This window comes from Sulfuriferula sp. (assembly GCF_054605375.1).
In genome coordinates this window covers 13,270-37,008 of record NZ_JBTSEG010000005.1, presented here as the reverse complement: position 1 = coordinate 37,008, position 23,739 = coordinate 13,270, and the positions used below count along the sequence as shown (strand labels likewise).

Annotated in this window: 23 protein-coding genes; 9 read left to right on the top strand and 14 right to left on the bottom strand. The window is 53.1% G+C overall.

The genetic code is table 11. The features are described 5' to 3' along the window. The first annotated feature begins 324 nt into the window (after positions 1–324). From ACYCZJ_RS04810 to ACYCZJ_RS04790, 5 genes are read left to right on the top strand one after another with little or no spacing between them, the layout of a single operon-like run. Positions 325–1,428: a hypothetical protein gene (locus ACYCZJ_RS04810; RefSeq protein WP_461553087.1), complete on the top strand. Its 1,104-nt coding sequence runs from the start codon at positions 325–327 to the stop codon at positions 1,426–1,428. Next, a complete protein-coding gene (locus ACYCZJ_RS04805) occupies positions 1,421–3,004 on the top strand; it encodes a YaiO family outer membrane beta-barrel protein (protein ID WP_461553086.1) in 1,584 nt (527 codons plus the stop codon). Before ACYCZJ_RS04810 ends, ACYCZJ_RS04805 begins: the two co-directional genes overlap by 8 nt. Continuing rightward, entirely contained in the window at positions 3,005–4,096 is a 1,092-nt protein-coding gene (locus ACYCZJ_RS04800; protein WP_461553085.1) for a HEAT repeat domain-containing protein, read from the top strand. It begins immediately after the preceding gene. Positions 4,097–4,100: 4 nt separating this feature from the next. Continuing rightward, positions 4,101–5,522: a glycosyltransferase family 2 protein gene (locus ACYCZJ_RS04795; RefSeq protein WP_461553084.1), complete on the top strand. Its 1,422-nt coding sequence runs from the start codon at positions 4,101–4,103 to the stop codon at positions 5,520–5,522. Beyond that, entirely contained in the window at positions 5,519–6,094 is a 576-nt protein-coding gene (locus ACYCZJ_RS04790; protein ID WP_461553083.1) for a protein-tyrosine phosphatase family protein, read from the top strand. Before ACYCZJ_RS04795 ends, ACYCZJ_RS04790 begins: the two co-directional genes overlap by 4 nt. A gap of 96 nt (positions 6,095–6,190) precedes the next feature. On the opposite strand, the gene ACYCZJ_RS04785 is transcribed toward ACYCZJ_RS04790, so the two are convergent. From ACYCZJ_RS04785 to dapC, 4 genes are all read right to left on the bottom strand, one after another. Beyond that, a complete protein-coding gene (locus tag ACYCZJ_RS04785) occupies positions 6,191–7,996 on the bottom strand; it encodes a putative bifunctional diguanylate cyclase/phosphodiesterase (RefSeq protein ID WP_461553082.1) in 1,806 nt (601 codons plus the stop codon). Positions 7,997–8,399: 403 nt separating this feature from the next. Then, on the bottom strand, positions 8,400–8,873 hold the full coding sequence (locus ACYCZJ_RS04780; protein WP_461553081.1) for a hypothetical protein: 474 nt from the start codon (positions 8,871–8,873) through the stop codon (positions 8,400–8,402). 52 nt (positions 8,874–8,925) lie between these two features. Beyond that, entirely contained in the window at positions 8,926–9,747 is an 822-nt protein-coding gene (dapD, locus tag ACYCZJ_RS04775; protein ID WP_461553080.1) for a 2,3,4,5-tetrahydropyridine-2,6-dicarboxylate N-succinyltransferase, read from the bottom strand. A 12-nt stretch (positions 9,748–9,759) separates the two neighbouring features. After that, on the bottom strand, positions 9,760–10,968 hold the full coding sequence (gene dapC, locus ACYCZJ_RS04770) for a succinyldiaminopimelate transaminase (RefSeq protein ID WP_461553079.1): 1,209 nt from the start codon (positions 10,966–10,968) through the stop codon (positions 9,760–9,762). A 31-nt stretch (positions 10,969–10,999) separates the two neighbouring features. On the opposite strand from dapC, the gene ACYCZJ_RS04765 reads away from it, so the two are divergent. Together ACYCZJ_RS04765 and ACYCZJ_RS04760 are read left to right on the top strand one after the other, a co-directional pair. Continuing rightward, positions 11,000–11,905, top strand: a complete 906-nt coding sequence (locus tag ACYCZJ_RS04765) for a DMT family transporter (protein ID WP_461553078.1) — start codon at positions 11,000–11,002, stop codon at positions 11,903–11,905. Then, positions 11,902–12,324: a VOC family protein gene (locus tag ACYCZJ_RS04760; protein WP_461553077.1), complete on the top strand. Its 423-nt coding sequence runs from the start codon at positions 11,902–11,904 to the stop codon at positions 12,322–12,324. Before ACYCZJ_RS04765 ends, ACYCZJ_RS04760 begins: the two co-directional genes overlap by 4 nt. Here ACYCZJ_RS04760 and ACYCZJ_RS04755 read toward each other — a convergent pair. The 7 genes from ACYCZJ_RS04755 to ACYCZJ_RS04725 form a co-directional block, all read right to left on the bottom strand. Further along, positions 12,277–12,945, bottom strand: coding sequence for a tetratricopeptide repeat protein (locus ACYCZJ_RS04755; protein WP_461553076.1), 669 nt, complete (start codon positions 12,943–12,945; stop codon positions 12,277–12,279). The two genes, ACYCZJ_RS04760 and ACYCZJ_RS04755, sit on opposite strands and share 48 nt — an antisense overlap. A gap of 71 nt (positions 12,946–13,016) precedes the next feature. Next, positions 13,017–14,762 carry a BatD family protein gene (locus tag ACYCZJ_RS04750; RefSeq protein WP_461553075.1) on the bottom strand — a complete coding sequence of 582 codons (1,746 nt, stop codon included), beginning with the start codon at positions 14,760–14,762 and terminating at the stop codon, positions 13,017–13,019. Beyond that, positions 14,756–16,654, bottom strand: a complete 1,899-nt coding sequence (locus ACYCZJ_RS04745; RefSeq protein ID WP_461553074.1) for a VWA domain-containing protein — start codon at positions 16,652–16,654, stop codon at positions 14,756–14,758. The genes ACYCZJ_RS04750 and ACYCZJ_RS04745 overlap by 7 nt, the downstream gene beginning before the upstream one ends. A gap of 4 nt (positions 16,655–16,658) precedes the next feature. Continuing rightward, the gene (locus tag ACYCZJ_RS04740; RefSeq protein WP_461553073.1) at positions 16,659–17,645 is read right to left on the bottom strand and encodes a vWA domain-containing protein; all 987 of its coding nucleotides are present in this window, start codon (positions 17,643–17,645) and stop codon (positions 16,659–16,661) included. Then, positions 17,642–18,133 (bottom strand): DUF4381 domain-containing protein, encoded by a 492-nt coding sequence (locus ACYCZJ_RS04735; RefSeq protein WP_461553072.1) that lies wholly within the window; start codon positions 18,131–18,133, stop codon positions 17,642–17,644. Before ACYCZJ_RS04735 ends, ACYCZJ_RS04740 begins: the two co-directional genes overlap by 4 nt. Next, positions 18,130–19,125: a DUF58 domain-containing protein gene (locus tag ACYCZJ_RS04730; RefSeq protein WP_461553071.1), complete on the bottom strand. Its 996-nt coding sequence runs from the start codon at positions 19,123–19,125 to the stop codon at positions 18,130–18,132. The genes ACYCZJ_RS04735 and ACYCZJ_RS04730 overlap by 4 nt, the downstream gene beginning before the upstream one ends. Next, entirely contained in the window at positions 19,122–20,102 is a 981-nt protein-coding gene (locus tag ACYCZJ_RS04725; RefSeq protein WP_461553070.1) for an AAA family ATPase, read from the bottom strand. Before ACYCZJ_RS04725 ends, ACYCZJ_RS04730 begins: the two co-directional genes overlap by 4 nt. A gap of 169 nt (positions 20,103–20,271) precedes the next feature. Between ACYCZJ_RS04725 and ACYCZJ_RS04720 the strand changes: the two genes are divergently transcribed. Together ACYCZJ_RS04720 and ACYCZJ_RS04715 are read left to right on the top strand one after the other, a co-directional pair. After that, positions 20,272–21,081, top strand: coding sequence for a polyphosphate kinase 2 family protein (locus ACYCZJ_RS04720; RefSeq protein WP_461553069.1), 810 nt, complete (start codon positions 20,272–20,274; stop codon positions 21,079–21,081). Between the two features lie 89 nt (positions 21,082–21,170). After that, entirely contained in the window at positions 21,171–21,743 is a 573-nt protein-coding gene (locus tag ACYCZJ_RS04715; RefSeq protein ID WP_461553068.1) for a cytochrome b/b6 domain-containing protein, read from the top strand. A 20-nt stretch (positions 21,744–21,763) separates the two neighbouring features. Here ACYCZJ_RS04715 and ACYCZJ_RS04710 read toward each other — a convergent pair whose 3' ends face one another. Genes ACYCZJ_RS04710 through ACYCZJ_RS04700 form a run of 3 tightly spaced genes read right to left on the bottom strand, consistent with a single transcriptional unit; the run spans position 21,764 to position 23,738 of the window. Next, positions 21,764–22,378 (bottom strand): SCO family protein, encoded by a 615-nt coding sequence (locus ACYCZJ_RS04710; RefSeq protein ID WP_461553067.1) that lies wholly within the window; start codon positions 22,376–22,378, stop codon positions 21,764–21,766. Beyond that, positions 22,375–22,863: a copper chaperone PCu(A)C gene (locus ACYCZJ_RS04705; RefSeq protein WP_461553066.1), complete on the bottom strand. Its 489-nt coding sequence runs from the start codon at positions 22,861–22,863 to the stop codon at positions 22,375–22,377. Before ACYCZJ_RS04705 ends, ACYCZJ_RS04710 begins: the two co-directional genes overlap by 4 nt. A gap of 2 nt (positions 22,864–22,865) precedes the next feature. Then, positions 22,866–23,738 (bottom strand): cytochrome c oxidase assembly protein, encoded by an 873-nt coding sequence (locus ACYCZJ_RS04700; RefSeq protein WP_461553065.1) that lies wholly within the window; start codon positions 23,736–23,738, stop codon positions 22,866–22,868. Position 23,739 lies beyond the last annotated feature (1 nt).

Here is a 23,739-nt window from a genome sequence, read left to right as displayed (position 1 = left end):
GCAATTAGTCGTTTCCCGCTTAATTTCTATTCTTATCCAACCTACGCGTTCTCAGATAACCATAGTAACGTCCAGGGTTATTTACATTTTTCATCTTGTAACTGGAGACAAGTTATAAAACAGCCAAATATTTGATTGGCATGATTAATGCTCAATTCACTGGAACTGATACTCACGCTTTATGCGCATCCGGCGCACGGTCTTTGATTTACTGATTTTGACGTGCCGTAAGTAGCAAGTGAATGCATTCATAACTGGATAATAATAATGTTGTTTCGAGCGAACATAATAAAAAGCAGGTCAAAAGCAGATGGATTTTTGGGGATGCTGTGGATTATCTGTCTTGTGCTTCTTCAAGGTTGCGCCAGCAACATCCCATCCTCTTCATCACCTTCTATCGCACTGGAAGCCAGGCCACTGCAGCAAGCCCGATTTGTCGAATTTTCCTATCTTGATCACCAACTCAAAAAAGTAAGCTACCTGGATCAGCAGCCGCAAGCCGAGCAATCCGTACCACGCATGGCATGCACACAAGTATCGCCAGCTCCGGGCCAAGCCAGAAACCTCAGTGCCTGGGTGTGGCGCTCTTCGGAACTTGTACGAAACAATGAGGCAGCCGTGCTATTTATTCAGCGAGCACACGCACACGGCATCAATGAAATCAACGTCCAGGTTCAGCCCGATCTGGCTTCGTTCGCGCATTTGCTGAATCTGGCCAACGAGTCAGGTATCCGGGTAGTGGCGCTTGCCGGCTCACCAGACGACGTTCTGGACCCAAAGGCGCCACTGCGTATAGTGCACAACGTACTGCAGTACAACGCCACTCATCAGCAAGGGTTTTCCGGAATCCAGTTCGATATTGAGCCCTATCTGATCAAATCCTATAGAGCGCAGGAAACCTTAATTCTTGATCAATACATCCAGTTACTCGCCTCCCTGAAAGCCGCGGCTGCGGGGCGCATCGAACTTGGTGCCGCTGTCCCTTTCTGGTTTGCTCACAAGACTTTGCACGGCAACAATCTGATGGGGCTGGTCGCCGCGAATGTGGATCGTCTCGCCATCATGAGTTATCGCACGCAATTGAACCAGGTTCTGGATATAGCCAACAATGCCTTGTGCATCGGGGAGATGTTCGGCAAACCGGTTGACCTCGGCCTGGAAGTTACCCGGCTGCCGGATGAATCCAGCATCGTGTTGAGCAAAGCACTGATCGATACAGCCATCCGTACTCAAGGTGATCAAATTTTCCTTACCCGCGATCCTCGCGACCTGCATCCCGTCGTGCAGCGTGTGGATATTCCTGCCTCCCGGCTGTCTTTCTTTCCTGACACACAAAAGTTGTTTGCGATGACCAATTCGCCCGTGCCCTATCGCAGTTTTCACGGATGGATCATCAATGGTCTTGATGAGGTATGGACCCATGATTGAATTCAAACAAATTTGCGCGTATCTGGCCAGTGCCGCCCTTAGCCTGCCGGTTGCTCCCTTCGCTCTAGCCGCACCGGTAAAGGGTTACGACCATGATATCCGGGCAATTTCGCACGCGTTGCAGACGCAGCAGGCTGATTTAGCCAATCGTCTTGCTCAGCAGCTGCGCAAAAAATACCCGGGAAATCCGGAGGTCACCGCTATCTGGTTACGGCTGCAGTGCGCACAAGGACAATTCCAGGGTTACCAGCAACTCAGTCTGAAAGAGCGCAAGACCCGGTATCCGGAATTACAAAGAGTTCTACAGTCTTGCAGTCAAGATATGACATTGACCCAAGCCCAACATCTGCTTGATGCCGGTGATGCTGCGGGTGCGATTGGTCTCGCCAAGCCCTTGTATCTCCTGGGCCCGGATTCCTATCGGGCAGGCCTGATTCTGGCCAAAGCTTATATGGTGAATCTACAGACCGAGCAAGCGCAACAAGTCTATGCTGCGATGGCTCAACGTTATCCGAAAGATACCGGGCTTGCCACGCAAGCTCGGTTACTCGAATCCGATCTGGCACTGACTCAAGCCCGGCACCTGCTTGATAGCGGCGATGCGGCGGGGGCGATCATCATTACTGAACCACTGTATACCTCAGGGCCGGATGCCTACCGGGCGGGCCTGATTCTGGCCAAGGCCTATATGGCGAACCACCAGGCCGATCAGGCACAACAAATCTATGCTGCGATGGCCCAACGCTATCCAAAAGATACGGATTTTGCGGTGCAATCCGTCATCCTTCTGGCGCAAGGTCATCATTCCAGACAGGCTCAACAAGCCTTCTCCAGGCTTTCTGCAGAGCAACAGCGCCCGGTACTGGCTGCTCTGGCCGGCGATACGCGCGCACTGTATCCCATGGCTGTGACCGTCAGCGGCAGCGTCGCATCCTCTACCGGCAATCTGCCGGGCGACAACAATTTTGGATTGCAACTGCGCATGGACACCCACCTGGGGACGGTCGTGGGTACGATAGACCAGGCCCGCCGCTTTGGACAATCCGCCACTGCCTATGGCGTACATATCTATCGGGCACTTGGTAACGGCTATAGCGGCGAAGTTGCCGTCACTTATAGCCCGTCCGGCACTTTTCTTGCGCGCGAATCGATTACCCTGGCATTGTCCAAGGAACTCGGCAGTCTCAGCCTGGAAGGCAGTGTCAGACATTTGGTTTTCAATAATACGGTTGCCAATGTGCTGTTTGCAGGCGTGAGTTTTCCCATCAATGACACATTCAATTTACGCACCGGCATGTTCTATGTGCCGGAAACCAACGCCTACAGCCTCATGTTCAACCCTGTCTGGCTGAACGCCGATGGTGGTCGCACATTTGCCTATTTGACGGGTGGTATGGCTGGAGAACAGCTTGGCATTGCCTCGTCTGTTGTGAAGACGCCCACCTACAGCATCAAAATTGGTCGCGTGTTTAACATCAGGCCGGATGTGGCATTGATGCTGGATGCGTTTTATGAGCACCGGGCGGCGCTGTACAACCGTTCCGGCCTTGAATTTGCCGTGACGAAGAGGTGGTAAGTGGAGACGATTGACGGTCTTGTATTTCCTGCGCTCACCTTGTGGGTGATGCATGCCAGTATCTATTTTTTCTTGATTTCGCTGCTGACGTTATTTGTGGGACTGGGATTGCACAAACATCACGTACTGCGCCAGATGAAAAAACGCACTGCACTGATCGCGCATAATCGGGGCATCCTGATATCCATTGCATCGGGTTCCTCATCGAACTTATCTCACGTGGAGACTTTCGAGCAGGCGCTTTGTCTGGCAGAAGCATTGCGCGATCAGGACTATAAGGACGTAAATACCCGGCTTGCGATACAACAGGACATTGTCGAAACAGGCATCAAAACGATTATGCTGAAAACCATAAGCGCCAAGGACTGGGGCAGGCGCTATCAATGCATGAGTGCCATACACGATTTGCACATGCCGGTTTTTTTCGACGCCTTGCTTGAATATGCTGAGCATGAAGAAAATCTTCGAGTCTATGGCAATTGTCTTTACGCTTGTTCCAGCAGTCTTGGTAAGCCCGAGGATTTCCAGCGTCTGTCCATTGTGATGGATGCCCGGCCGGAATTATCGGCGAGTTTTGCCGAAGGCGTGTTCCGCACGTCTATTCGCGCCTTGCTCGATGCCCATAGCGCCGATCAGGTGCACGCCGTTCTTGTTGCCAGCCTGGAACGCAAGGAAACCAGCCCCGGCAATCTTTCGGCGCTGATTCTATCGATCGGCAAGGAGCACATTCATGCTCTGGCCCCGGCTATCGTTGCCTGTGCCATCAAGTCCGAAGATACCATCATCAAGGTTTCCGCCATGCGCGCGTTGCACGCCATGAAGCTTTGCGACGACCTGATTATCGAAGGCTTGAGCTCCGGCAACACCATTGTCCAGATTGCTGCCATTCGCAGTTGCGAATACCACGACGGTCAAGTTGAATCCAGTCTCGGCAGTTTGTTGAACTCACCAAGCTTCGATGTACGTTACGCGACCGCGATGACCCTGCGCTCCATGCAGGAGCGAGGCAAGCGAGTCTTGCTCGAAGTAGGTGAGAACAAAACCGATCCTTATGCCAAAACAATGGCAATTTTTTCATTGGCTTTGGGTTAATTGCATGGAAACAGCCGCCTTATTCTTGATTGTGTATCAGGTACTCATCCTGCTGTATTTTCTGTTTCTGAATATCACATACACCATTATCACAATTTACGCATTTTTGTTTATCAAGCAATCATCTGAAGCGACTCCGGGCCTTTCCCGTCTGAATGACCTGGTCAGCCTAAGTAATTTGCGACCCATCAGCATTCTGGTTCCTGCTTACAATGAAGAACTGAACATTGTTAATTCCGTGCGCGGTACGCTTCAACTGCAGTATGAGGAATTCGAGATCATTGTGATTAATGATGGATCGACCGATAACACAATGCAGGAATTACATGCGGCATTCAATCTTGTACAAATCGACCGCCCACCTAAACAAACCCTTGAAACGGCAGCTGTTCATAACGTCTTGCGCTCCAGGAGCGACCCCCGGCTATGGGTGGTGGATAAAACCAATGGCGGCAAAGCTGACGCGCTCAATGTTGGCTTAAACTACAGCAGCTATCCACTCTTTTGCGCTATCGACGCCGATTCTCTGCTGGAGCCAGACTCCCTGTTGCGCATGGGGCAACAATTCCTGATCGACAAAGAACTCATTGCGGCTGGGGGTGCTGTGCGTGTGCTTAATGGCTGTACTGTGAAGGATTCACAGGTAGTAGAGGTACGAGCACCGAAAGGGATTTTAAGTAACATCCAGATTTCCGAGTATCTGCGTGGATTCATGGCCGGTCGGGTAGCCTTTAATGAAATGGAGAGCCTGCTTATCATCTCCGGGGCATTCGGGATTTTTCGGAAGGATCTGGTACTGGCCATTTCAGGCTTCCGCAAGACGGTGGGGGAGGACATGGATCTGGTCTTGCGCCTGCACCGACACTGCGTGGAAAATAAAATCAAGTATAAGGTGCGTTACGTTCCGGAGCCCGTGTGCTGGACTCAGGTACCGGGAGATCTGCTGTCTTTGCTGCGCCAACGCAATCGCTGGCAGCGTGGCCTGGTCGACAGCCTCTGGCATAACAAGGTCATGCTTTTTAATCCCAAATATGGCAAGGCTGGCATGATCGGCATGCCGTATTTTTTCTTCGTGGAATTACTCGGTCCCATTATTGAATTTATTGGCTACTTCGGATTTATACTGTTTTTCTTGTTTAATTTACTCAATCCAACCTACGCCGCGCTGTTTTTTGTGCTCTCTATTGCCTGGGGAATGTGGTTGAACGCAGCGGCCGTATTGTTGGATAACTTCACCTTGCATAAATATCCCAGAATCCGCGACTCGTACAAGATTGCCATTCTGGGAACGCTCGAATATCTTGGTTACAGGCAATTGGTAACTGTAGAACGGCTTATCGGCACATTCCAGATATGGCGCAGCCATTGGGGCGTACATAAGCGTGAAGCCATCGTGGAATCAGCCAGCGAAGTGGCGAAGCCGTGAAATTTTTTAATAAAACTGTATCGATTCTCGCCAGATTTCCCGGTGTGTTGCTGCGTGTTGTATTGCTAATGGTGATTGCGTCAGCACCGGTTTACTTTGCGCTGTCAAATTTTGCAGTGTTTGAGCCTTATCTTTTTCCCTTGCATTCACTTCAGGGAAGGGTTCGTCAGGTCATGCCTAACGTCATCGTCGGTCCATATCCAGATGTGAGCCTATTGACCAATTTGCGCCACCGCGGTGTGACAGTCGTCATCTCTCTGCTTGACCAGAATCTCATTTATGAGAAGTCCCTAATCCGACGTGAGAACGCGCTATCCAGTCAATTGGATATCACTGAATACAATACTCCGATGAATAGTAGCCAGCCATCCAATAGCTTGCTCAACGCGACAGCCCTCACCAGGATTCAGGAAATTTTACGAAATCATCCGCACGATAAAGTGTATATCCACTGCTATCTAGGGAAACACAGGGCGGCTCAAGTTGCACAGATGCTAACCCATTCTCAGCGATCGGGTAACGACCTGGCTGTACGATCAAAAAATGATCTGACTGATGCGGTTCTCAGATAGCGCTAAGGTATTGAGCGTTTGTAGAGCCCGATGTTTTGGGTTACTGCAATGACGATGCCAAGAGGCTATCTATCTGCGTATTTTTTCTGTGCAATCCTATAAATTCTTAATCAGAGTCGGGTGGCCAAAGAAATAACCCTGAGCCCAGTCAATCTCCAGATCACAAAGAATCTCGACAGTCTCTTCATCTTCAACAAATTCGGCTACGGAGATCAACTGCAGGTCTTTTGCGATGTCGCTTATTCGTTTAACGATTTTTCTAATGCGCTTGTCTTTTACCTGCCTGATGAGACTGCCTTCAATTTTTAGAAATGAAACTGGCAGGTCGGCAAGATACTGGAATGAAGAATAACCACTACCAAAATCATCAATAGCCAATCGCATTCCATAATCAATGAATGGTGCAAGTTTTGCTTTTACCGCCTTTGCATCACCGAGCAATTGTCTTTCCGTGATTTCCAGCACCAATGGTTTCATGGGACCCATATCCACCCCGCACGATATACAAGCGGCTTGAGCTTCATCGAACAAATTCTGGATCAAATTTTGATGCAGCATAAGATCCGCGGAAATGTTGACGAAGTGGGCGATCTGTTCACCACCGCCCGCTATATTTTCCGCACAGTGCCGCATGGTTTGCCGAATGATCTGATAATCCACCAGGTGGGTTAGCTGTAACTCCATTGCGGCCGAAATAAAGTCCGCAGCGGCAATCACATTGCCGGATTCATCAATGAGCCGGGCCAAGGCCTCTTCTGCAACGGGAATTCTTGTTTTCAGGTCCACAATCACCTGATATGCTGGCACCAGTCGATTCGATTCAATGGCCTGGCTAAGCTTGGCCGCTATGGAATAAATTTCGCGCTTATCTTTAGCGGCTACCACGCGATTACGGCCGGTTTTTTTAGCTTCATACAGCGCAGCATCCGCTGCTTTAATCAGGAATTCAGATGAATCACCATCACGTGGATAGCTGGCGATACCCATGCTTGCAGTTGCCTTGATTTTTTGCGCATTGAACTGAATTGACAGCTTTTCAATTTTATTACGGAGCCGTTCAGCAATTTTGAAAGCGTCTTGCTCATCTGTATCAGGAAGAAGTGCCAAGAATTCTTCACCGCCCCATCTGCATAACCAATCGCTGGTGCGTAGCGTTTGCTTAGCTACTTCGCTGACACCGAGCAGAAATTTATCGCCAATGTCGTGCCCGTAATTGTCATTAAGCATCTTGAACCGGTCAAGATCAAAGAGAATAAAACTAAAAGATTTTGTTGTTCTTTGTGAATTCGCGTATTCGCGGTTAATGACCTCCTGAAATGCCCGGCGGTTGAGAAGCGCAGTCAAAGGATCAATTGAAGCCATTTCTTCTAAAGATATTTTTAAACGCGCCTGATCCAATGACACCGTTGCCAACTCTGAAAAAGCTATGAACGGCTCGATGCCTACCTGCTCAAAGTAATCTGGTGTGTCAACAAAAACTACTATCAATCCCCGAAAAGGATGATTTGGGTCACCAATCGGCAAGGTGAGGCCTTCTTGTAAACCATATTGAATTGCATTATCCCGCCAAATACCAAAACTAAGATCGGTGTGTATTTTTACCAGAACCGGTTCGTTATTTTCCAATGAACGACGGCCGGGGCCTTTCTTCGCTTCTTCAGAAAGATCAAGTACCAAACCATGGGTATACCCGGATGCTCTGCCTACAGAATAGGACGGTGTAATTGATTCAGATGCGGGATTCCCCAAGTACATCCAAGCCAGACATATATGTGCGGAGGACGCCACCAGCGCATCACAAGCAGCACTCAATACCTCATTAGGCGTATTGCCCTGAGCCAAACTTTTAGTCGCTGTAAGGAGGGCCCTATATATTGAGAGCTGTTCTTGAGTAAATTCCATTGTCGGCGGATTTCGTCTTATTGGTTATGGGTAATCCATGGATAGCGGACCATTTGACAAAGTGTTGCCTCGAAATTTATCTATTATTGCATTGTTTTAAAATGACATTTTAGCGTTTTTTGTGATTTGCAGGTGGCAATTTCTAGTGCCACTGGCCTCGAAACGAACCATCAAGAAATAGTGTGGTTACAAGTTATAAGTATATAACTCTTCGTCAGGATAACACTTTGCCAGCAACAGGCTGGCATGTAGGTGAACTGAGCGAGCTATTCATATCACTCAGTCACAAGGCGTTCTTGAAAGATGGCACGGGGGACTGTAGATCGCCTCTTATTATTTATAATCCGTGATTTATTTCGTGAAGCTTCCAGGATTTATATTTTTTATCCGGAACTGGTATCAACTATTTCCAAGGCATTTTGTCCTGGATCAGCGCTTTTGCCCAACCATTGACCGCTGCCCACTTCAGAGCGCCTTTGCGCTTCACAAAACGGGCATGAAGATCCGTGGTTGCTTCTTTTGATATTTCAAGCGCTGCAGGCGGGTGAGTATCAAAGAAAATATCCAGAGTAGTATCCCCGGTATTAAACAATTGGTTTGGTATGGGTTGAGCAATAATATCAATCATGCCTTGTTTGAAAATAATCTTATTTTCTACGATGACTCCCCAAACCGTCAGGTGGTGAGCGGCCGAGATAGTAGCGAGGATATTCTGAGCTTTCTGCGTTTCCTGGATCCATTGGGCCTGCGTTGAATTCACTAGCCCTATTAGCAGTGGAATACCGGGTAACAGAGAGAAGGCCGCCCATTTCATATTTTTTAGCATATCCGTTTTGTAAATACGCAATATCTGCTGGTTATGAATAAATGAGGCCAAGGATGATCTTCTCCAGCAAAAATCGCGACCATCCTTCAGCCAAACAACAACCTTAAATTCCGCGCAGCAATTCGTTAATGCCTACTTTGCTGCGCGTTTTTTCATCCACCTTCTTCACAATCACCGCGCAGTAGAGACTGTAGCTGCCGTCCTTGGAGGGCAGGTTGCCGCTGACCACGACGGAGCCGGCGGGGACGCGGCCGTACATGACTTCGCCGGTTTCGCGGTCGTATATTTTGGTGCTCTGGCCGATGTACACGCCCATGGAAATCACCACGTTGTCTTCGACGATGACGCCTTCGACCACTTCGGAGCGGGCGCCGATGAAGCAGTTGTCGCCGATGATGGTGGGGTTGGCCTGCACCGGTTCGAGCACGCCGCCGATGCCGACGCCGCCGGACAGGTGGACGTTCTTGCCGATCTGCGCGCAGGAGCCGACGGTGGCCCAGGTGTCGACCATGGTGCCTTCATCGACATATGCGCCGATGTTGATGTAGGACGGCATCAGCACGACGTTTTTGCCGATGAATGAACCGCGCCGCGCAGCTGCGGGCGGCACCACGCGGAAGCCGCCGTCGCGGAAATCGCGGCTGTTGTAGTCGGCGAACTTGGACGGCACCTTGTCGAAATAGTTGGTGAAGCCGCCCTTGATGAAGTAGTTGTCTTCCAGGCGGAACGACAGCAGCACGGCTTTTTTCAGCCACTGGTGGGTGACCCATTCGCCGTTTTCCTTGCTGGCGACGCGCAGACGGCCCTTGTCGAGTTCTTCAATCACGTGGGCGACGGCGTCCTTGAGCTTGGCATCGGCGTTACGCGGGTTGATGTCGGCACGGCGCTCGAAGGCTTCTTCAATGAGTTGCTGGATTTCGGTCATTTTTGTTTCCTTTTAATTGGTTGAAGTGTGTTGTTCGAGTAATTGATGAATTTTTTGCGTAGCGTTCACGCACTCGGCCAGCGCAGCGACCAAGGCAATGCGGATGAAACCCTTGCCCGGATTCACCCCGGCAAAATCGCGCGCCAGATACGAGCCCGGCAGCACCGTGACATGGTAATCGCGGTACAGGTCACGGGCGAAGGCGGTGTCGTCGCCGCCCGGCACCTGTGCCCACAGGTAGAACGCTGCGTCGGGCATCGACGCCGGCATCACTTGCGCCAGCAGCGGTTGCACAGCGGCAAATTTTTCCGCGTACAGGCGGCGGTTCTCGATCACATGCGCCTCATCGTTCCAGGCAGCCACGCTGGCCATCTGGATGGTCGGCGACATCGCCGAACCGTGGTAGGTGCGGTAGAGCAGGAATTTGGCGAGCAGCGCCGCATCGCCCGCGACAAAGCCGGAACGCATGCCCGGCACATTGGAGCGCTTGGACAGGCTGGAGAACACCACCAGATTCCTGTAGTCGCTGCGCCCCAGTTGCTGCGCGGCCTGTAGCGCGCCCAGCGGGGGCAGGGTTTCGTCAAAGTAGATTTCCGAATAACACTCGTCGGCGGCGATAATGAAACCGTGACGGTCGGACAATTCGAACAGTTCGCGCCAATCGTCCATGTCCATCACGCGGCCGGTGGGATTGTCGGGCGAACACACATAAACCAGCTGGGTGCGTGCCAGCACGGTTTCCGGTACGCTGGCAAAATCCATGCGGTAACCATTTTCCGGTAGTGTCGGCAGATAATGCGGTTGCGCGCCGGCCAGCAATGCTGCGCCTTCGTAAATCTGGTAAAACGGGTTGGGCGAAATCACCACCGGGCTGGCGAAGCACGGGTTGATCACCGTCTGCGCAAACGCAAACAGCGCCTCACGGCTGCCGTTCACCGGCAACACCTGGGTGCTGGCATCGGGCGCGGGAATACCGTAACGGCGGGCGATCCAGGCGGAAATCGCGTGACGCAAGGCTTCCACACCCGCGGTGAGCGGGTAGCTCGCCAGTCCGTCCAGGTTGGCAATCAGCGCATCCTTGATAAACTGCGGCGTGGCATGCTTGGGCTCGCCGATGGAAAGATTGACCGGCGTATATTGCGGGTTCGGCGTGATGCCGTTAAACAGCTCGCGTAATTTCTGGAACGGATAAGGCTGGAGGCGGTCGAGGTATGGGTTCATGGCCGCAAACGATGGAAAAAGCGTAATTATAATGCAGCACACAACCAAGCACCCAAACAAAAACCCGGTTTTACCTATTCTCGCGTTGCTTGCCAGCGCCACTTTGTGGGGATTGATCTGGTATCCCTACCGCCTGCTGAGTGAGGCGGGGGTGTCCGGCCTGATGGCGTCCTTCATCACTTACGGGCTGGCGCTGCTGATTGGCGTGCCATTTTATTTCAAGGCTTTGCGCACCCTGCGCGGCAGCATGTGGCTGTGGCTGGCGATTGTGTTCAGTTCGGGTTGGACCAATATCGCGTATGTGCTGGCGGTCATCGACGGCGAGATCATGCGCGTGATGCTGCTGTTTTACCTGGCGCCATTGTGGACCATTGCGTTCTCGCGCCTGATTCTGGGCGAGCGTCTGGGGCGCGTGGGTTACCTCGTCATGCTGCTGTCGTTGGGTGGAGCCGTGATCATGCTCTGGCAGCCGGACGGGCGCTTGCCGCTGCCGGCGAATTGGGCGGAATGGATGGGGCTCTCCGCCGGTTTCAGTTTTGCCCTGACCAATGTGTTGTCGCGCCGCGCCAGCCATATCAGCATCGAGGCCAAATCGCTCGGCGTATGGCTGGGTGCAACCCTGATTTCGCTGCCGTTGCTGTTGCTCAAACCGTATTCTTTTGCCGGCTTGACGCACCTGGGCCCGATGATCTGGGGCGGCCTGGTGCTGGTGGCTTTTGCCATGCTGGGCGTCACGTTGTTGATTCAGTATGGATTGATGCAGGTGGCAGCCAACCGCGCCATTGTGATTCTGCTGTTTGAACTGGTGGTAGCGGCGCTGTCTGCCTATTTTCTGGCGGGCGAATTGCTGCACGGCAAGGAATGGCTGGGCGCCGCGATGATTGTGGTCGCCAGCCTGTTTTCCGGCCACATGGAACACAAGGAAGAAACGGTATGACGATTGTTACGCGCTTGCTGCATGCGTCGCTACTGGTCGATGACCTGAGCGGCGCTCGAGATTTTTACGAAGGTGTGCTGGGGCTGAGCGCCAGCCCTCAGCGTCCGGAGATGAGTTTTACAGGGGTCTGGTACGACATCGGTGCATGTCAGATACATTTAATCTGCCTGCCCAACCCGGAGACGGGCCTGGCGCGCCCCGAACATGGCGGGCGCGACCGCCATATCGCGCTTGCCGTCACAGATATTTCCCAACTCAAGGCACGTCTCGACAATGCCGGTGTGGCCTACACCATCAGTCAGTCCGGCCGGTCTGCGCTATTTTGCCGCGACCCGGATGGCAATGCGCTGGAATTTGTCGAGAGCTGCGTTTCAGTGCGCGGCGATTTCCTGTCTATGCGCCATATTGATTTTGGCTAGCAGTTTGGCCGCTTCATCGCGACGCCCAGTATCGGCATCTTCGCGGCCCGCGCGCAGCGGGGTTTGCAAAGCCAGATGAAGATGAGAAACGGCCTGGACATATTCGCCTTGATCAGCCAAAAAATCGGCGTAGAAATAGTTCGCATCGATGCTGACCGGATCGAGTTTTAACGCCTTTTTCAGGTACTTGCGGGCTTTATCCTGGTCGCCGAAGGAAATTGGCCAACTCGGCACCTTGGCGTACAAACTCCCCAGGCAAGTGTAAACAGCACCATCCAGTGCCTGCGGGTTGATTTTTTCCGCATGCAGCAGCAACTCACGGGCTTCCCTCACTTTGATCAGCGCATCCACACCGCCTTCGACTGCGGCTGTGCTGGACAGGATGAGCGCATCCATAATCATGGCTTCTGGCGCGTCAGGATAGGTTTTGAGAAGATGCTTCGCCTTAATGATCAGTGGTTGAAATGCAGCTACGCGCGCCTCTTTTGGCGTTTGATAATTGACCTTGGCGAAACCGTGGCTCAGCGCGTCAATGCCAGCCATCAAACCGGCATCGACTGCAAACGTAGGCGACGCCAAGCCAAGCAGGCAAAATGTCGCAATAATAAAATGCATTTTCATATATTTATTCATATTAGTGGATAAAACCACGAATAGGCGAGGTGCGGATACCCAACCACGCTACATCATTCTTATGAATTTCTATATAGCGGTTCCAGAGAATCAGGCTTTCCTTTTTTAATCCGGGCACCATCCGGTTTATGTTGATTAAATAAGTTCCACAAGATATCGCCATGCCACTGCGCCTGGGTATTCGAATACAAGGCGCTATCCAGTTGTGCAATTGCCTCGGCCAGCGCAGGTTCGCACAGCCGAGCCATGGCAGTCAGGCTGGCTGGCGATGTCTGCGGCCAACGTTGTTTTGCCCAGGCCAGAAGTTCGGTTTTGGCCTGTGGGGCGTTGTTCTCCATGCAGGCTTTTCTGAATCGTTTTTCCAGTTGCCCAAGTGGTTCTTCAGCTGCAGCATTGTTCAGGGTTCGAGGCGATTGCCTGCGTGTGCGCGACCACCAGACAAGCAGCGTGATCAGCCAGGCGATTCCAAGCAACAGTGCCAGCCACACCCACCAGCGCTGCGAACTGCTGGTCAAAACGCCGGAAGACGGGGGCGCGTGAACGGATGCAGTGGCCGGTGCCGAGGCTGTGATCGTGGGCGCAGCAGGCGAGGAGGGCGGAGCGGATGCCGGATTCGCACTGCCGGGTAGAACCATTACGCTACGTGCAGGCAAACGTGCTATTTCGGCTTGATGGGTATTGACGTTCCACCATTTGATCTCGATAGCAGGCAGAGTGATATTCCCTGTGCGCGTTGGAATGTAGGCAATTTTTTGTTCACGTGTACCGATGATGCCGTCGCCATCCTGGCCGTTTTTCAGCGTGGGTTGATCGGGATAAAGCTTGAGCCCATCAATTTTTCCGCTATCCAGTGTCGGGAGCTGGGTTGCGGTCAGACCGTTTGCGGTGATGGTCAGCGTGCGTGTGATCGGCTCGCCCACCGTAAATTTGGGTGGGTTGGCTGACCATTTCTCCGTCAATTGCAGGTTGCTGGCCGGTAGCCATTGGCTAATTTCATTACCCGCGGGAACTGGTTTAACCGTGAACGCAATCGTTTTTGAATTCAGACGCAGCGGCCGTGTGCTCTGATTGAAGGGATTCATTGCGAAGAAACCGCCGTTCTGGTTGGCCTCGACGACGCTGCCATCAAATACGATAGGGGCACTGCTGAATTGCCCGCTTTTTTGCGGGAATACGGCAAAGCGCCGTTCAATCACAGAATAAGCCTGGCCATTGCGCATCACCTGAAACGGATGATCCTTACCCAGTCGTTCGACCACCGCATCCATATCGGGGAACGTCGGATCGCTCAGGCTGCTGTTATCGCCCAGACTGAGTGCGCTATACAGACGCACGGTAAAGATGATCTGTTGCTGCACATGCACTGTCTGCGGTGAAGCGCTGACTTCCAGAAACACGTCTTTATTTTGTTGAGAAGTGGTTGTCTGGTTTGCTGCGGTCACAGTGACATTGATCGGCGCGCTGGATTGGTTGCCAATGGTGAGCGCGGGAATCTGGAATTGCCCGGCCTGTTTCGCCATGAGGCTGATCTGCCACTGGGTATTGTGTGATATCTGACCATTGATGATCTGAAAATTGCTGCTTTTGCTTTGTCCAAGCACGGCAAAGTCACGCTTCAATGCACTCAGGTCGGGGTCTCCGCTATTGCTGTCACTGCTTTGCAGTGTGAGGTTGAACGACTCGTTCATGGCGACTGGATTACGGTCAACCTGAGCCTGTAACGTGGCCGATGCCGATGTGTAGTACAGCACACAAAATGCGGCGATCAGAAAAATCAGAAATTGATTAAAACGAGCTTTTACCATGGCTGTTTTTCACTCTGTTGAAATTGCTGTTGCTGTTTGTACTGATAAAGAAATTTGCGCCGCCACAGGCCACCGGGATCATCAAGGATACGCCGCAACCATTGTTCATCTGCTTGCTGCAATTGCTTGCGCTGTGTCTGTGCATCGGCTGCTGCCTGTGCGCTGCCTGACGGTGCCGACTGCTGCTCTGTCGTCTGCGGTTGTGGCTGAGCTTGATCTTGCGCCTGCTTTTGGGTGGCTGTGTTCTGTTGTGGCGACGCGGCCTTATTTTCGGCATTATCCTGCTGCTGACCGGTATCCGGTTTCTGTTTGCCTGCCTCGCTCTGACTTTGCTTGGACTGGCCGGATTTCTGATCGGGCTGCTGATTTCCCTGCGCAGATTTTGGCGGCATCTGTTGCGATTGTCCTGCGGATTTTTTCTGTTGATCGCCTTTGGAAGATGGCTGCTGGTTGTTTTTGCCTTGCTGATTCTGCCGCTTTTCAGGTTGATTCTGTTGCTTTTTTTGTTGCTGTTTTTTTAATAACGCTTCGACCAGATTGCGGTTATAGCTGGCATCTCCCAATTCATGATCGCGTTTCAAGGCTGCGTTATAAGCCTGAATCGCCTCTTGCAAGCGGCCCATTTTTGCCAGGGCATTGCCGCGATTGTAATCGGCTTCTGCGCTGTCGATACCTTTCAAATTATCCAGCGCTGCCTGGTAATTGCCGGCGCGATAATCGGCGACCGCACGCCACTGGGGATCATGGAAAAGTTTGGCAGCCAGTTGTGGCTGATTGGCGTCCATGGCTTGTTGTGCACGCTGATCGTCGCGTTGCCACAGACTGCTCCATCCTGATGCATAGGCGGGATGCGTCTGCGGCAACATGATCAGCAGCAACATGACAAGATAACCACGACGAAAAGCCAGCGCTCCAAGCAGCAGTAGCGGCAGCAGCAACCATGGACCTTCATCGCGCCATTGATCGCTCATCAGACCATGGACCCTGGTATCCTGCTGCTGGTCAAAGGAAGGTTTGAAGGGCGCCAGCAAAGCATGAAAATCGCTGTCATCCGGACTGAGGCGCCGATAGACCCCATGACCCTGGCTGGCCAGTGCGGCCAGACTGGTATCGTCCAACCGGGGAATGACAATGGCACCGCTGTCGTTGGTCACAAATCCACCCGCAGGATTCGGGATCGGCGCGCCAGAAGTCGTGCCGACACCCAATACTGATAATCGGTCGCCGGCCCCGACCAGACGGCTGATGGCTGTCTTGAGTGAATCCGGTTCGCTGCCGTTCAGGCCATCGGTAATCAGCAGCACGCCGCCATGCGCAACACCGGCCTGCTTCAACAGTTTCTGTGCCAGACTGATTGCCTGTCCGGGATGAGAGCCTTGCGCCGGCATCAGTGCGGGGGTGAGCACCTCCAGTTGACTGACGATAGTCTGCGCATCGGTGGTCAGCGGGCTCACCACAAATGGGGTAGCCGCATACACAATCAGTGCTGTCTGGCCTTCCTTTTGCCGGTTCAGAATATCGCGCAGTTTCAGTTTTGCCCGTTCCAGGCGGCTGGGTTGGATATCGGTCGCGTTCATCGAGAGTGACAGGTCAAGCACCAGCACCAATGCCGATTGCTGTCGGAATACCGGCTGCGGCAATTTCTGCCAGGCTGGGCCGGCCAGCGCAAGAATCGCCAGCAGACCGCCGAGGCCCACTGCAAACATTGCCCATGGACCCTGCCGGGCATTTTTCCCAATTAACAGATGCGCGAGCAAGCGCGGATCCACCACCCGCTGCCAGCTGCGGCTGAGCAGGCGCCGCCGCCACATCATCCACAGCATCAAGCCCAAAGGCAATAGCGCTATCAACCAAAGGGGGCGTAAAAAATGAAATGCTGAAATCATCTCCATGGCGTCATCTCCGTCTCGCCAGCGGCATCAGGAGCAGCGTGGACAACAACAGACTGATGGCCAGAGGCCAATAGAACAGTGTCTTGTGCGGCCGGAAAGTTTGTTTCTGCTGATCGAGCGGCTGTAGTTGATCCAGGATGCTGTATATCTGGTTCAACTGTTCAGTGTCGCGCGCGCGGAAATAGCGACCGCCGGTTTCTTTGGCAATGGCACGCAGCGTATCTTCATCCAGATCACTGGAAGGGTTGACGCTTTGCATCCCGAAAAAGGAAGGGACTTGCATCTCACTGGCACCGATACCGATGGTGTAAATGGTAACGCCTTCCTTGGCAGCCAGTTGCGCCGCCTTGAGCGGGGTCAGTACGCCCGTATTGCTGACGCCGTCAGTCAGTAAAATCAGCACCTTGTTTCCTGCCGGCACCTCGCGTAAACGTTTGACTGCCAGACCAATGGCATCGCCGATAGCCGTTTGTTCACCCGCCAGACCGATAGCGGATTCGTCCAGCATGTCATGTACCGTTTGCCGGTCAAAAGTCAGCGGTGTTTGCAGATAGGCCTGGGTGCCAAACAGGATCAGTCCAATACGGTCGCCGACGCGACGATCAATGAAGTCGCCTGCAATCGCCTTGATCGCATCAAGACGGCTCACCCGGTGCCCATTAATGGCAAAATCCGGCGTTTGCATACTGCCCGAAAGGTCCACCGCCAACATCAGGTCGCGTCCGCTGACCGGCAAATCGATAGGGTCGCCCACCCAGACCGGACGTGCCGCAGCGGTTACCAACAGTAACCATGCCAGCGCGCCGATCCATGCACGGCCGCGCCATTGTGTCAGCCGAGCGGGTTTCGGGCTGCTTTCCATTGCAAATGGATCAAGCCCCGGTACCCGTAACGCAGCTTCCTTTGCTTCATCGGCACGCGGTATCAGCAGCCGCAATAACAAGGGTAGCGGCAAAATGAGGAACAGCCAGGGCCACTCGAAGTGGATCATTTTTTGCCTCGCGGCAGTTTTTTCAACCAGCGTTCAGCCAGCGTGAACAAAGCGCTCAGCGCACTGGCATCAACAACCATTTCCGGGCGATACGGAATGGTGATCAACAGGCGTCCGGTATCCGATTGAAACGCTGTGCTTTCATCCAGGCTGCGATCAAGGAAAGCGAGCCAATTGTCTCCATTCAGCGCCGCTGTCTCTTCGCGCGGGAAACGACTCACCGCCACCCGGCGCAACAGAATGGATAGCTCACTGATCACAGTGCGCGGGTCGGATTGGCGCGATGCATTCTGTTCACGCAGGCGGGTCAATTCGTCGAGCGCAAAGCGGCGCCAATGGTTGCGTTTGCGCAACCGGTACAACACATATGAAACCACAGCCAGCAGCAGGACCAGTGCAAACAGCAGCCACCAGCCCGGTGCCGGCGGCCACCATGAAATTCGCGCCGGTAGATGAATGTCGTGCAGTTGGCTCAATGCCGGATTCATACGCGCTTCCCAAGCCCTTGCCGAAGGGCTGCCAGCGGGTCTTGCGCCGTCGTCAGTGATAGCAGGGTCATGCCATATTTGCGGCAGAGTTGTTGCAGCATGGCCTGCTGCTGGATAAAGCGCTGACGATAGCCTTCACGCAAATCCCTGTCTTCGGTTGCCAGGGTCAAAAAACGCGCACCATCGCTTACCCGGTAATGTCCGGGTGGCGGCAATTCCATCTCAAGCATATCGTGAATGTCGGCAAGGATAAGATCACTGTGTCGAGACAACTGGGCCAGATGCGCGCTTCCCTGGCCGTTGAGGTGAGCAAAGTCGCTGATCAGAATAATCAGGCTGCCGGGTTGCGCAACCCGGCGCAGCCTGACCAGCGTCTGATTCAGGACGTGAGTTGCCGATCGCGTATCATCGTGTGCCGTTTGCTGTTTCCAGGCCACATGATTGGCAATCTGGCTCAGCACATGCAGCAGCGCCGCTTTGCCGCGCTTGGGGCGCAACTCGATATGTGAAGCTTCAGAAAACAGCAGGGCGCCTAGCCGGTCGCCAAGACTGACTGCCCGCCATCCCAGCAAAGCTGCTACCTGGGCTGCGCGTACCGCCTTGTACGCACCCTGGGTGGCAAAAAACATGCTGTGGCGCAAATCGACCCACAGCAGTACGGCGCGTTCGCGTTCTTCGCGGAACAGTTTGGTATGCGGGCGGCCGGTACGCGCGGTAACGCGCCAGTCGAGAATGCGCACATCATCGCCCTGCATGTAGGGCCGCACCTCATCGAATTCCATGCCCCGCCCCTTGAATGGCGAACGGTAACCCCCGCTGATGGACGAACGAATCCGCCCCGGTTTGAGCGATAGCGACTCTGCATCATGATGCAGTGCGATCAGCGAAGACAAACTGACGGATACCACGCCATCATCTGGATCCGGCGTGCCTGCTGGTGTGGAATTTTGACTGATAGAGGAGGGCTGGCTACGCCCGAATGCAGGCATCATGGCACCGGAATCAAGTCGATCAATTTCTCGATAAAGTGGTCAGGAGTATGGCCATCAGCTTCGGCCTCGTAGCTCAGCAAGACACGATGGCGCAGCACATCGAAAGCCAGCGCCTGAATATCTTCCGGCCCCACGTAATTGCGTCCAGCCAGCCACGCATGAGCACGTGCGCAGCGGTCGAGCGCAATGGTGGCGCGCGGGCTGGCTCCCCATTGCACCCAGCTACCCAGATCCGGGTTATAGGAAGACGGGTTGCGCGTGGCAAGAATGATCTCGACCAGATAGCGTTCCAGATTATCCGCCATATAAACTTCGAGCACTTCCTGGCGTGCGGCCAGCAGCGATTCCTGACTCAGTTTGATCGTTGCCGGTGCTGTTTTGCGCAACTGTTGCGACGCTTCATTGCGTGCCAGTTGCAATATCTGCCGCTCGGCTTCGGCCTTGGGATAATCAACCTTCACATGCAGCAGAAAACGATCCAGTTGCGCTTCCGGCAGCGGGTAGGTACCTTCCTGTTCGATAGGGTTTTGGGTGGCCATGACCAGAAATACTTTGGGTAACGGATAAGTCGTCGTGCCGACCGTGATCTGTCGCTCGGCCATGGCTTCGAGCAAGGCGGATTGCACCTTGGCCGGCGCCCGGTTCACTTCGTCGGCCAGCACCAGGTTATGGAATAGCGGGCCGCGCTGGAATTGGAAAGAGCCGTCTTGCGGACGAAAAATATCGGTGCCGGTCAGATCAGCAGGCAACAGATCCGGGGTGAATTGCACGCGATGGAAATCGGCGTCGATGCCTTCACTCAAGACCTTGATGGCGCGTGTTTTAGCCAGACCCGGCGCACCTTCCACCAACAGGTGCCCATCGGCCAGAAGCGCTATCAGGAGCCGCTCTACAAGGACTTCCTGGCCAATGATATGTTGTGAAACATGTTTCTGTAATGACTGAAATGCTTGGTGAGCGAGTGATATTCCCGGCATGGTAATGGTGTCCAATTTGGTGGTGGATACTATGGATAGCAGGACTCATGAGTTTTTGGATAGTTCCGTAGCCTTGATGTAATTCGATTCCCTTAAAAATCCAGAAGTGCAGTTTATGTGTATTCTTGAGAGATTCACGTCGACCCGAATTTTTAACAGGCACGTACACATGAATACCAAAGCATACAAAATCAAACCCGGTAAAAAATTCAAGCTGAGCCAATTCGAAACCAGTGACAAGGCGCTTATCAACGGCGACAAGAACAATGCGCAAGTTGAACTGGAAGCCTTGCGCGTCAGGCTAGAAGCCTTGCAGGAGTTGCTTTATGCGGAAGGCAAACACAAGTTGCTCATCGTACTGCAAGCGATGGATACCGCAGGCAAGGACTCGACCATCCGCATGGTGTTCGACGGTGTCAATCCGCAAGGTGTCAAAGTCGCCAGCTTCAAGGCGCCCACAGCGGAGGAGTTAGCCCACGACTTCTTGTGGCGTGTACACGCAAAAACGCCGGCCAAAGGTGAAATCGTCATATTCAATCGCAGCCACTATGAGGATGTGCTGATCACCCGTGTCAACGGCTGGATTGATGCTGATACCTGCAAGGCACGCTACCAGCAGATCAATGACTTCGAGCGATTTCTGGCAGAAAATGGGACCACGATCCTTAAACTCTATTTGCACATTTCCAAGGATGAGCAAAAAGAGCGCCTGCTGGAACGCCGCGACACGCCAAGAAAACAATGGAAATTCAACCCCAGCGATCTCGCCAGCCGAGCCCAGTGGGGTGATTACATGCAGGCTTACACTGACGCCATCTCTGCCACTAGTACCGAGCATGCGCCGTGGTACATTGTGCCTGCCAATTCAAAATTACAACGTAACCTGGTTATTTCAAATGTGATTTGTGACGCGCTGGAAAACCTGAAAATGGATTACCCGAAAGCGGTAGAAGGACTTGAGAAAATTATGGTGAAGTAAAATTTAATTTATCTGGCGTTGTCCAACTTTGACTTAGCGCATGCAGTGTAATGTGTATTTTAAATATCAATTAATAAACAGGAGTTTGCATGACGTACAGCCGCACAACACGCATTCTGCATGCGTTGATCGCACTGACTATTACCTTCCAACTTATCGTCAGCCTGGTGATGGAACACCCTTCCGCCAGACGACCAATGAGTCAGGCCGGTGCATTCTGGTTCGAATGGCACGAATGGGTGGGCCTGGCTGCAATGGCCGTCTTACTGGCAAGCTGGATTTACCGGCTGGCGAATTTCAAGCGTGAGGGACAGGGGCAACTGTTTCCGTGGATGAATGCTGCAGGACGTCGAGCATTGATGACTGAAACTGGTCACTTTCTGACATTAAAATGGAAAGCCCTGGCTGATACCGGAGCGCTGGCCGGGACCATACATGGCCTGGGATTGTTGATTGCCACGGCAATGGCCCTCACCGGCAGCATTCTCTACATCGGCTTATGGCCTAATGATGTTGTAACGCCTAACGTGGGCAACATGATGGAGGTGCATTCGACCCTGGCGACAATCATGTGGATTTATCTGTATGGCCATGTGATTATCGCCTTGTGGCATCAGTTCGTCGGCCATGCCAGCATTGCCAAAATGTTCAGTTGGCGCTGAGTCTTGGAGAAACTGCCTTCTTAGCCGGAGGCGAGTAATTGACGTAAATCCTGGGTAATTTCCGGTGCCTTGCTGGTGCTCGAACCCAATAAACGCGCGTTGCCGCTACCATCGAAGATGAATACACCGCTGCTGTGATTGACCGCGTAATTGCCCTCAGCGTCAGGTTTGTCGAGACTGTAAACCACACGATAGCGCCGGGTGAGTGCATCCAGCGCCTTCTCGTTACCGCTCAATCCGACAAATTGCGGGCCGAATGCGCCAGTATAGCTTTTGAGGACTGGCGCGGTATCGCGAGCCGGATCAACTGACACGAACAGCACGCGCACCTTGTCCGCATCTGCACCCAAACCGCGTACAGCCTGGGCCAGGGTGGCGAGTGTTGTCGGGCACACATCCGGGCAATTGGTATAGCCGAAGTAGAGCAGTACCAGCTTGCCATGGTATGCATCCGCAGTGACTGCTTGTCCGTTATCGTTAGTCAGATTGAATTCGAGTTTGGGCATCAGGCCGGTAATGTTGTCCAGCGCCCAGGGTTCCTGTTGCTGGCAGGCAGTCAGACTGAACAACACGAAGGTCGAGACGATTGCCAGCCAGCGTCCCTGGCTCAGGGACCTCCGGAATTTTCCGCTCATTCAGTCCCCGCGCCGTTGACTGTAAACATCACTTGCTGTGTTTGACCGCCTGCGAACTGCAGTGCCACCGGTACTTTTTCACCAACTTTCAACGGTGCAACGGCTTGCATCAACATCAGGTGATAACCGCCGGGTGAAAAATGCACAGTGACGCCCCGTTTGATCTCAAGTCGTCCAACCGGGGCCATACTTGATATCCCGTCATGTTCCATGCTGCGATGCATATGGACCATTTTGAAAGCAGCACTGGTTGCCCCCACCAAAACCAGATCTTCGTCCCCGCGGTTCATCAAGTCGAAATATCCCGCCAGAGGAAGATTTCCCGGTAGCAGGCGAATGCGTGCATTGCTTACGTTGATTTGTGGGGCGGCAAAGGCCAGTGAACAGGTGAGCAGGGTGATGATCACCGCCATCACCATACCCAGCGGATGGATGCGGCGCTCGCGTACGAACCGGGTATTGAGTGCGGGCTGGGATGCGGCCATGGTTAACCTGCTTTCGGAGTAGTAACGCCTGCCAGGGCGGGGGATGCCGGCACAATTTCTTCCTCTTCATGCAGAATGCGGCGCAGCACGACAAGAACGGCAATCACGCACATCATGGATGGCGGAATCCAGGTAATCAAGCCGCCGATTTGCTGATCGGTTATCGGACTGATTTCCCAGGCACGCCCGCAGATGCCATACACGTCGTAGAGCATGGTCTTGTGCATGAAAATATAGGCACCAAGCAATATCTGACCAATCATTACAATGAACAGGATCAGGATACGTTTCATATAACTGATATTGGCATGGCCGTCGGTAGTGCGCGGGGCAAGCATCAGCCACCAGAACAGAATGCCGTCAACAACCATGCTCCAGTTCATCAGCCGATAACGGTCTTCATTGAGCATGACGGTGAAATGAATTGCCGGAGACAGCCAGAAATAGATCAGGCCCACAAACAACACGGGCGCGATGATCGGGTTTTGCAGGAAAGTGTAGATGCCTTGCACCACCCGGTTGTGCCATAGCGGATTCAGAACCCGTTCCCGGAAGCGTATCGGCACACCACGAGACATCATATCCATCGGCGCGGCAAGTACAACCAGAAACGGGCCAACGTGATGCAGAATAAGGTGTTGCAGCCGATGCACCCAGAACATATGCTGCGACAGGAAATCAAAATACGTCTGCAACGCAATATAGATCAGACCCAGCCCCAGAAAAAACGACAGGGGACGCCAGAATCCGGTCGCTTCGTGCTTATGTTTAGTGAGCGCCAGACCGCGAATATACGCTGCTGCCGGTATCACACAACTGGCGAGTACGGTAGGGGAGAATTCCCATGGGCGCAGAAAGGTGATGATGGATTGCATC

What these genes read in the sequence shown, in the direction of transcription:
- ACYCZJ_RS04810 (WP_461553087.1), top strand. Translation starts at nt 325, where the DNA reads ATGCTGTGGATTATCTGTCTTGTGCTTCTTCAAGGTTGCGCCAGCAAC.
- ACYCZJ_RS04805 (WP_461553086.1), top strand. Translation starts at nt 1,421, where the DNA reads ATGATTGAATTCAAACAAATTTGCGCGTATCTGGCCAGTGCCGCCCTT.
- ACYCZJ_RS04795 (WP_461553084.1), top strand. Translation starts at nt 4,101, where the DNA reads ATGGAAACAGCCGCCTTATTCTTGATTGTGTATCAGGTACTCATCCTG.
- ACYCZJ_RS04785 (WP_461553082.1), bottom strand. Translation starts at nt 7,996, where the DNA reads ATGGAATTTACTCAAGAACAGCTCTCAATATATAGGGCCCTCCTTACA.
- dapD (WP_461553080.1), bottom strand. Translation starts at nt 9,747, where the DNA reads ATGACCGAAATCCAGCAACTCATTGAAGAAGCCTTCGAGCGCCGTGCC.
- dapC (WP_461553079.1), bottom strand. Translation starts at nt 10,968, where the DNA reads ATGAACCCATACCTCGACCGCCTCCAGCCTTATCCGTTCCAGAAATTA.
- ACYCZJ_RS04765 (WP_461553078.1), top strand. Translation starts at nt 11,000, where the DNA reads ATGCAGCACACAACCAAGCACCCAAACAAAAACCCGGTTTTACCTATT.
- ACYCZJ_RS04760 (WP_461553077.1), top strand. Translation starts at nt 11,902, where the DNA reads ATGACGATTGTTACGCGCTTGCTGCATGCGTCGCTACTGGTCGATGAC.
- ACYCZJ_RS04755 (WP_461553076.1), bottom strand. Translation starts at nt 12,945, where the DNA reads ATGAAAATGCATTTTATTATTGCGACATTTTGCCTGCTTGGCTTGGCG.
- ACYCZJ_RS04750 (WP_461553075.1), bottom strand. Translation starts at nt 14,762, where the DNA reads ATGGTAAAAGCTCGTTTTAATCAATTTCTGATTTTTCTGATCGCCGCA.
- ACYCZJ_RS04745 (WP_461553074.1), bottom strand. Translation starts at nt 16,654, where the DNA reads ATGGAGATGATTTCAGCATTTCATTTTTTACGCCCCCTTTGGTTGATA.
- ACYCZJ_RS04740 (WP_461553073.1), bottom strand. Translation starts at nt 17,645, where the DNA reads ATGATCCACTTCGAGTGGCCCTGGCTGTTCCTCATTTTGCCGCTACCC.
- ACYCZJ_RS04735 (WP_461553072.1), bottom strand. Translation starts at nt 18,133, where the DNA reads ATGAATCCGGCATTGAGCCAACTGCACGACATTCATCTACCGGCGCGA.
- ACYCZJ_RS04730 (WP_461553071.1), bottom strand. Translation starts at nt 19,125, where the DNA reads ATGATGCCTGCATTCGGGCGTAGCCAGCCCTCCTCTATCAGTCAAAAT.
- ACYCZJ_RS04725 (WP_461553070.1), bottom strand. Translation starts at nt 20,102, where the DNA reads ATGCCGGGAATATCACTCGCTCACCAAGCATTTCAGTCATTACAGAAA.
- ACYCZJ_RS04720 (WP_461553069.1), top strand. Translation starts at nt 20,272, where the DNA reads ATGAATACCAAAGCATACAAAATCAAACCCGGTAAAAAATTCAAGCTG.
- ACYCZJ_RS04715 (WP_461553068.1), top strand. Translation starts at nt 21,171, where the DNA reads ATGACGTACAGCCGCACAACACGCATTCTGCATGCGTTGATCGCACTG.
- ACYCZJ_RS04710 (WP_461553067.1), bottom strand. Translation starts at nt 22,378, where the DNA reads ATGAGCGGAAAATTCCGGAGGTCCCTGAGCCAGGGACGCTGGCTGGCA.
- ACYCZJ_RS04705 (WP_461553066.1), bottom strand. Translation starts at nt 22,863, where the DNA reads ATGGCCGCATCCCAGCCCGCACTCAATACCCGGTTCGTACGCGAGCGC.
- ACYCZJ_RS04700 (WP_461553065.1), bottom strand. Translation starts at nt 23,738, where the DNA reads ATGCAATCCATCATCACCTTTCTGCGCCCATGGGAATTCTCCCCTACC.